Source organism: Streptomyces sp. NPDC051105, from assembly GCF_040682795.1.
In the GTDB taxonomy this organism is placed as follows: domain Bacteria; phylum Actinomycetota; class Actinomycetes; order Streptomycetales; family Streptomycetaceae; genus Streptomyces.
Window position 1 is genome coordinate 722,216 of record NZ_JBFBBR010000003.1, and the last position, 6,901, is coordinate 729,116.

Genomic DNA, 6,901 nt, shown 5'->3' on the forward strand with positions numbered 1-6,901 from the left:
TCCTCAGTTGGCGCTCTGCGTCGGTGTCTTCCCGCCGCTCAGGACGGGCAGGGCGGCGATCCGGTCGACGGCGGCGGCCACCGCCTGTGGCGGCAGCAGCCCCGTGGCCTGGGCGCGCACGAAGTCCGCGAACGTCTGCGCCGTCGTGTACTTCGGCCGGAATCCCAGCGTCTCGCGCATCTGGTCGGTGGCGACCACCCGACCGTGCGTCAGCAACCGGATCTGCTCGGGCGAGAAGTCGCTCATGCCGAGCGTCCGCACCAGGGACCCGGCCCAGGTGACCGCCGGCAGCAGCAACGGCACGGTGGGCCGCCCCAGCCGCCGCGAACACTGCGAGAGCAACAGCACACCGTCGCCCGCGACATTGAACGTGCCGCTGTTCAGGGTTCCCCGCGCCGGCTCGTGCGCGGCGATCCGCAGGACGTCGATCACATCGTCCTCGTGCACGAACTGCAGCCGGGGGTCGTACCCGAAGACGGTGGGCAGCACGGGGAGCGAGAAGTAGGAGGCGAGCGGGGTATCGGCGGTCGGCCCGAGAATGTTGGCGAACCGCAGCACGCACACGGCCACGTCCGGCCGCCTTCTGGCGAACCCCCGCACGTACCCCTCCACCTCCACCGTGTCCTTGGCGAACCCGCCGCTGGGCAGCGATTTCGGCGGGGTCGTCTCCGTGAAGACGGCGGGATCCTTCGGCGCGGAGCCGTACACGTTCGTACTGGACTTGATCACCAGCCGCTTGACGCCGGGCGACTTCTGGCAGGCGCCGAGCAGCTGCATGGTCCCGATGACGTTGGTCTCTTTGACGGTGGCCCGGCTCCCGCTGCCGAGCGGCGTACCGGTCACGTCCATGTGGACGACGGTGTCGGCGCCGGTCTCGGCGAGGATGCGGGCGATGGCCGGCTGTCGGATGTCGGTCTGGACGAAGTCGGCCCCGCCCAGGTGGTGCTCCGGCGGCACCGCGTCCACGGCGACGACCCGGTCCACTTCGGGGTCACGCTGGATCCGTCGTACGAACCGGCCCCCAAGTTGACGGGCCACTCCGGTCACAAGCACGACCTTCCCCAAGATCAGCGCCCTTCTTCCGTGTTCCCGTAGTACCCGTAGTTCCCGTATGCGGGCCAACTTAGCGGGTTGATGTTGCGCTGGCATGCCCCCTGCAGGCCAGGGCGAGCCGTCGCGGCCGGAAAATGCGTGTGGCCCCCCACCGTACTGGTGGGGGGCCACATACAAGCTCTCGCGGCTCGGCGCCGTAATTACTTCTTGTTACGGCGCTGAACGCGCGTGCGCTTGAGCAGCTTGCGGTGCTTCTTCTTGGCCATCCGCTTGCGCCGCTTCTTGATAACAGAGCCCACGACTACCCTCGCTCACTTCTCATCACTCGGTGCTGGGCGCCATGGGCCCATACGACCTACGAGGGGCTAGCCTACCCGCCCGAGCGCTGAGGTCGTAATCGAGGTGCTCCGGGTATCCCGAAACCGTCGTCAGGCGGTCTCCACCCCCACATAGCTCTCGCGAAGGTACTCGTGTACCGCTTGCTCGGGGACGCGGAAGGACCGCCCCACCCGGATAGCGGGCAGATGACCGCTGTGCACCAGCCGGTACACGGTCATCTTCGACACTCGCATCACCGCGGCGACCTCCGCCACGGTAAGGAACACAACCTCGTTGAGAGGCCTCTCGCCAGCTGCCATGACACACCTGAACCTTCCGCACTCGACGGGCCACCGGCTTCCCCTTCCGGTGACTCTTCGTCGTTGCGTGCTCACTCCCCAATGTAGGGGCGGGTGATGCGAGTGGGGAAGAGGTGCACCCATCGGCGGCCTACTGTGACAGACACGCTCGATTGAGTACGTAGCGGGTAAGGGGCGTGTAGTAATCGGACCGCACGCCGTCATCAACCGGAACGGCGACGGACACGACCCCCTCGGCCTCGCCCACAAAGAGCGCGGGGTCATCCGTATCCGCCAGCCCAATGGCCTCAAACCCGAGCTGACCAGCACCGCAGACCCACCCGTGGTCCCCCACCACCAGCTCGGGCAACCGCCCGCCGCCGCCCGCCGCCGCATCCAGCGCCACCCGAACCGGCAGCGGTGAGTGCGTGTGCGTACCCGGCGCACAACCGGGGCGTTCACCTCCCGATTCCCGCACCAACCCGACACCTTGTACGTAATCGAGGTTGCACGTACGTAGACCGAACCGGGTCGTTATGTCGACACAGCGACCCTGCGCAGGGGTGAGGACCTCACACCCCGCCGCCGACAACGCGTGCGCGAGACCGGCGTAGAAGCCGATCAGCCGATGCGGATGCCCGGTCCCGAACAACACGGGCGCCCGCCGCCGGGCGGCGTGCGCCACCCGCTCCGCGAAGGAATCCAGCGCGGCGACGGTCAGCTCCGGATCGATCACATCATGCCCTGAAACACACCGAGGATCGTCCGAAACCCCACACTTGCCCGCCATCAACCGAACCAAATCCCGCTCGCTCCACCCTCCCTGCGGATCAATACCGATCAACACCCGAGGATCCCGATCCGCGAACAACCGGTAACGCCGAAGACTCCGCTCGCGGGAGGAAGCCACCACCCCCGCCAGCCCCACAGCCACCAGGTAATCCCGAAGCCCACCACCACTCGACACCCCAGAGATGGTGACGGACCCAGCCGCCCGAAAAGCCCAGAACCGGAGGAACACCCCACGGTTGGCGTAACGATCCACCCACCCCTACGCCAACAACCCCCGCAGCGGGTACACAGCCCGCCGGGTAGCCAGCACCGCCTGGTCCACGCGGTCAGCGGGGTCGTAGCCCGCCTCCCACTCCGCCCATTCCACCGGCCACCGCCCGTCCGTCATCCGACCGGGCCCCAACTGCCGAGTCCGGGCGAACACTTCCTGCCGCCACCCCTCGGGAACCAGCGCCTCAGGCGCGATCTCCCGCCCCGCGGCGATCGCCACCAGATGCGTCCACGACCGGGGCACCACATCCACCACCTCGTACCCCCCACCCCCCAACGCGACCCACTTCCCCCCGGCGTACTCGTGCGCCAGCTCATGGCAGGCGACCTGCACAGCCCGCTGCGCATCCAGTGAGACGGCGAGATGGGCCAACGGATCCTCGAAATGCGTATCGGCGCCGTGCTGGGTCACCAGCACCTGCGGCCGGAAGCCGGCGACCAGCTCCGGCACCACCGCGTGGAACGCCCGCAACCACCCCGCGTCCCCGGTCCCCGCCGGCAGCGCCACGTTCACCGCGGAGCCCTCCCCCGCCCCGGCCCCGACCTCCTGGGGCCAGCCGGTCCCCGGGAACAACGTACGGGGGTGCTCATGCAGCGAGATCGTCAGAACCCGCGGATCCTCCCAGAACGTGGCCTGCACCCCGTCCCCGTGATGCACGTCGACGTCGACATACGCGACCCGCTCGGCCCCGAGCTCCAGCAACCGGGCGATGGCCAGCGAGGCGTCGTTGTAGATGCAGAACCCGGAAGCCGTCCCCGGCATCGCGTGGTGCAACCCACCCGCGAAGTTCACGGCGTGATCGACGTCTCCCCGCCACACCGCCTCCGCCGCCCCCACCGACTGCCCCGCGATCAACGCGGACACCTCGTGCATCCGGGCGAACGCGGGATCGTCCGCCGTCCCCAGCCCGTACGACTGATCAGCCGCCGCGGGATCGGCCGAGGCCGCCTTCACCGCCTCGACATAGTCCTCCCGGTGCACCAGCCGCAGCGTCGACTCCCCGGCCGGCTTCGCCGCGACGACGTCCACCACCCGGTCGAGCCCGAACGCATCGACCAGTGTCCGGGTCAACGCCAGCCGGACCGGATCCATCGGATGACCCGGACCGAAGTCATAGCCCGTTACTGCCTCGTCCCACATCAGCTGTGCGCGGCCGCTCATGTCCGCCACCGTATCGGTCCGGTTGAGTCGCGAACGAACGGGCGTACACCAACGTCACCAGCACCAACACCATCGGCACCAGCATCGCCCCGCGATAACTCCACGCGTCGCCCAGCGCACCCACCAACGGCGAACCGATCAGGAACCCGACGTAGTTGAAGATGTTCAGCCGGGCGATGGCCGCATCCGAATCCCCCGGGAACAACCGCCCGGCCGCCGCGAAGGTCTGCGGCACCAGTACGCACAACCCCAGCCCCAGCAGAGTGAACCCGACCATCCCCACCCACGCCCCGGACGCCCCCGCCACCACCGCGAACCCGACCGCCGCCACCAGCGCCCCCAGCCGTACGACCGCCACGGCCCCGAACCGCCGTACCCCGAAGTCCCCGATGGCCCGCCCGACCAGCGTGGTGACCATGTACACGTTGTACGGCACGGTGGCCAGCTGCTCACTGCTGCCCAGCACATCCTTCAGATACTTCGCACTCCAGTTGGAGACGGTCGAGTCACCGATGTAGGCGAAGGTCATCACCAGACACAGCGGCAGCAGCAGCTTGAAGACGACACCACCGCCCGCACCGGCGCCCGCCCCGACCTCGGCGTCCTCCGCCGGCTTGCCGTCCACAAACCACCGGCTCGCCACCAGCGCGGCCGGCAACAGCACGGCGACGACCGGCAGGTACGACACCCACAGCGCGAGATGCCAGTGCGCCCCCACCCAGGCCAACGAGGCCCCCAGAATCCCACCAAGGCTGTAGGCGGCGTGGAAGCTGAGCATGATGCTGCGTCCGTACGTCCGCTGCAGGCTCACCCCGAGCATGTTCATCGAGGCGTCCAACGCCCCGACCGCCAGCCCGAACGCGGCCAGCGCGACCGCCAGCTCGGCCACCTGCCCGCCGGCCCCCACCCCGAGCAGCGCCAGCATCACCACGGGCTGGGACCAGCGCAGCAGCCGACTCGGCCGTATTCGCCTCACCAGCTGCTCGGTGGTCACACTGCCGACGCCGGCCAGGATCGGCACGGCGGCGAGAAAGACCGGCAGCAGCGCGTCGGAGACGCCGTACCGGTCCTGGATGGCGGGGATGCGCGTCACGAGCAGCGCGAAAGTGGCACCCTGCGTGAAGAAGCTGAACGCCAACGAGGCCCTACCGCGCCGCAGCACATCTGTCATGGCGGCGAGCGTAGGGCCCCGGCGTACTCGTGGGTAGATCCAGCCAAAGATGAATTTCCTTCAGCTTTACCTTCGGCAGTGCCGGTCCAGTGGTTCGGCCAGTGGTGTCTGTCCAGCTGGGTCTGTCCAGCTGGGTCTGTCCAGCTGGGTCTGTCCAGCTGGGTCTGTCCAGCTGGGTCTGTCCAGCGGTGTCAGGCGGCGACAGCCACCTGTCGCTTCACGCTGTCCTCCGCCTCCTCCGCGGCCTTCACCTCGGCGGAGATCATCCGGGCCATCGGCTCGGCGGCGAGCCCGCCGCCGACCACCATCCCGATCCCGATCGCGCTGACCAGGATGACCGTGCCGAGCCAGACCATGGTGTCCACGGGCAGCGTGTAGGCCCCCACGATCCGCACCACGCACTCGGCGAGCAGCAGCACGCCCCACACGAGAGAGTAGACCCGCTCCGACCGCCGGAACGCGGCGGATTCGGACCGCAGCCGCTCGAAGGCCGCCTCCCTGGCCGCGTCGCCCTTCAGCACGAACGGCTTGAGCCCCTCGGTCATCATCGGCCGGCCCATCACCACCGACACCAGGATCGCGATCCCGATCGCGCTGCTGACCCCGCTGTCCTTGGCGAGCATCAGCCGCGGGTCGCCGGAGACGAAGCTCAGCGCCAGCGAGACCAGGTTCACCAGCAGGATGAGCCCCGCAAACGCGTTGCCCCGGCGCTCCTTGACCACGCTCCACACCGTCCGCAGAGCCGGCACCACACTGCTCCAGGCGAGCGCCGCGAACGTGCTCATCCCGAAGGCGCCCTTGAAGAGGTAGTACGACCCGAGGGGAACCGCCACGTCCACGATCAGCGGCTTGAAGTTCTCCAGCACGCTGGGCTGCTGCTTGTCCTGGTCGCTGTTCCGGGCCCCGGTGTTCGTCGTCTTCGTCATGCCCCCAGCTTCGCGTCCGGGCGGGGGCCCCAGTAGAAACGTTCGTCCGTAGCTCGGCATGACAATTGTCAGCCCCGCCGTACTGCCCTCGGTCATTCCAGCAGGTCAGCCAATTGCCCCGGGTCGGAGAAGAGTTGCGTGGCGCCCTGCAGCCGGTCGACCGGTGTCATGGCCGTGAACCCGTACACGTCCATGCCGGCCGCGACAGCGGCCTGCACACCCAGCGGACTGTCCTCCACGACGGCACAACGCCCCGGCGCGACACCCATCCGCTCGGCCGCGTACAGGAAGAGGTCCGGTGCCGGCTTCCCCCTCCCCACGTCCTGCGAACTGAAGATCCGTGACTCGTCGAACCACCGGTCGAGCCCGGTCGTCCGATGCCCCACCCGAATCCGCTCATGACTCCCGGACGACGCCACGCAGTACGGCACCCCGTCGGCCACCAGCCGCTCAAGCACCTCCGCCACCCCGGCGACGGGCTTCAACTCGGCCTCGAAGGCGGCGAACACCCGCGCATGGAAGACGTCATCGAAGTCGTCGGGCAGCCGCTGTCCGGTGCGCTCCTGAACGAGGTCATGGATCCGGTGCATCGCGGATCCCATGTAGTCCCGTATGGAGTCCTCGTAGGAGGTGGGATGTCCCAGCTCGGTGAGGTAGGCGGCCAGGAGCCGGTTGGAGATGGGCTCGCTGTCGACGAGGACGCCGTCGTTGTCGAAGATAACCAGGTCGTAGCGCATACCACCGAGCTTAAACGCACCCACAAAAACACCCGTAAACGCAGAAAGGCCCACGCCGTAACGGCGTGGGCCTTTCCTAAAATTTGTTCGGCGGTGTCCTACTCTCCCACAGGGTCCCCCCTGCAGTACCATCGGCGCTGTAAGGCTTAGCTTCCGGGTTCGGAATGTAACCG

Annotated in this window: 8 protein-coding genes and 1 rRNA gene; all 9 read right to left on the bottom strand. The window is 68.2% G+C overall.

The genetic code is table 11. The features are described from left to right. Nucleotides 1-3: 3 nt before the first annotated feature. Nucleotides 4-1,065: an NAD-dependent epimerase/dehydratase family protein gene (locus tag AB0N16_RS10765; RefSeq protein WP_365795177.1), complete on the bottom strand. Its 1,062-nt coding sequence runs from the start codon at nucleotides 1,063-1,065 to the stop codon at nucleotides 4-6. A 188-nt stretch (nucleotides 1,066-1,253) separates the two neighbouring features. Then, nucleotides 1,254-1,352 (bottom strand): AURKAIP1/COX24 domain-containing protein, encoded by a 99-nt coding sequence (locus AB0N16_RS10770; protein ID WP_003948845.1) that lies wholly within the window; start codon nucleotides 1,350-1,352, stop codon nucleotides 1,254-1,256. Nucleotides 1,353-1,481: 129 nt separating this feature from the next. Beyond that, nucleotides 1,482-1,691, bottom strand: coding sequence for a helix-turn-helix domain-containing protein (locus AB0N16_RS10775; RefSeq protein WP_067299677.1), 210 nt, complete (start codon nucleotides 1,689-1,691; stop codon nucleotides 1,482-1,484). A 130-nt stretch (nucleotides 1,692-1,821) separates the two neighbouring features. Then, nucleotides 1,822-2,637 carry a phosphatase gene (locus AB0N16_RS10780; RefSeq protein WP_365795235.1) on the bottom strand — a complete coding sequence of 272 codons (816 nt, stop codon included), beginning with the start codon at nucleotides 2,635-2,637 and terminating at the stop codon, nucleotides 1,822-1,824. An 84-nt stretch (nucleotides 2,638-2,721) separates the two neighbouring features. Further along, nucleotides 2,722-3,894, bottom strand: a complete 1,173-nt coding sequence (locus tag AB0N16_RS10785; RefSeq protein WP_365795179.1) for an acetoin utilization protein AcuC — start codon at nucleotides 3,892-3,894, stop codon at nucleotides 2,722-2,724. After that, the gene (locus AB0N16_RS10790; RefSeq protein WP_365795181.1) at nucleotides 3,845-5,065 is read right to left on the bottom strand and encodes an MFS transporter; all 1,221 of its coding nucleotides are present in this window, start codon (nucleotides 5,063-5,065) and stop codon (nucleotides 3,845-3,847) included. Before AB0N16_RS10790 ends, AB0N16_RS10785 begins: the two co-directional genes overlap by 50 nt. A 191-nt stretch (nucleotides 5,066-5,256) precedes the next feature. After that, a complete protein-coding gene (locus tag AB0N16_RS10795; protein ID WP_365795183.1) occupies nucleotides 5,257-5,991 on the bottom strand; it encodes a VC0807 family protein in 735 nt (244 codons plus the stop codon). Nucleotides 5,992-6,083: 92 nt separating this feature from the next. Then, nucleotides 6,084-6,728, bottom strand: coding sequence for an HAD family hydrolase (locus AB0N16_RS10800; protein ID WP_365795185.1), 645 nt, complete (start codon nucleotides 6,726-6,728; stop codon nucleotides 6,084-6,086). A gap of 85 nt (nucleotides 6,729-6,813) precedes the next feature. Then, nucleotides 6,814-6,901, bottom strand: a 5S ribosomal RNA gene (gene rrf / locus AB0N16_RS10805); the annotation flags it as partial.

Excerpts from the sequence above, each read along its gene's own strand:
- AB0N16_RS10785 (WP_365795179.1), bottom strand. The coding sequence starts at position 3,894 with ATGAGCGGCCGCGCACAGCTGATGTGGGACGAGGCAGTAACGGGCTAT.
- AB0N16_RS10795 (WP_365795183.1), bottom strand. The coding sequence starts at position 5,991 with ATGACGAAGACGACGAACACCGGGGCCCGGAACAGCGACCAGGACAAG.
- AB0N16_RS10800 (WP_365795185.1), bottom strand. The coding sequence starts at position 6,728 with ATGCGCTACGACCTGGTTATCTTCGACAACGACGGCGTCCTCGTCGAC.
- AB0N16_RS10775 (WP_067299677.1), bottom strand. The coding sequence starts at position 1,691 with ATGGCAGCTGGCGAGAGGCCTCTCAACGAGGTTGTGTTCCTTACCGTG.
- AB0N16_RS10790 (WP_365795181.1), bottom strand. The coding sequence starts at position 5,065 with ATGACAGATGTGCTGCGGCGCGGTAGGGCCTCGTTGGCGTTCAGCTTC.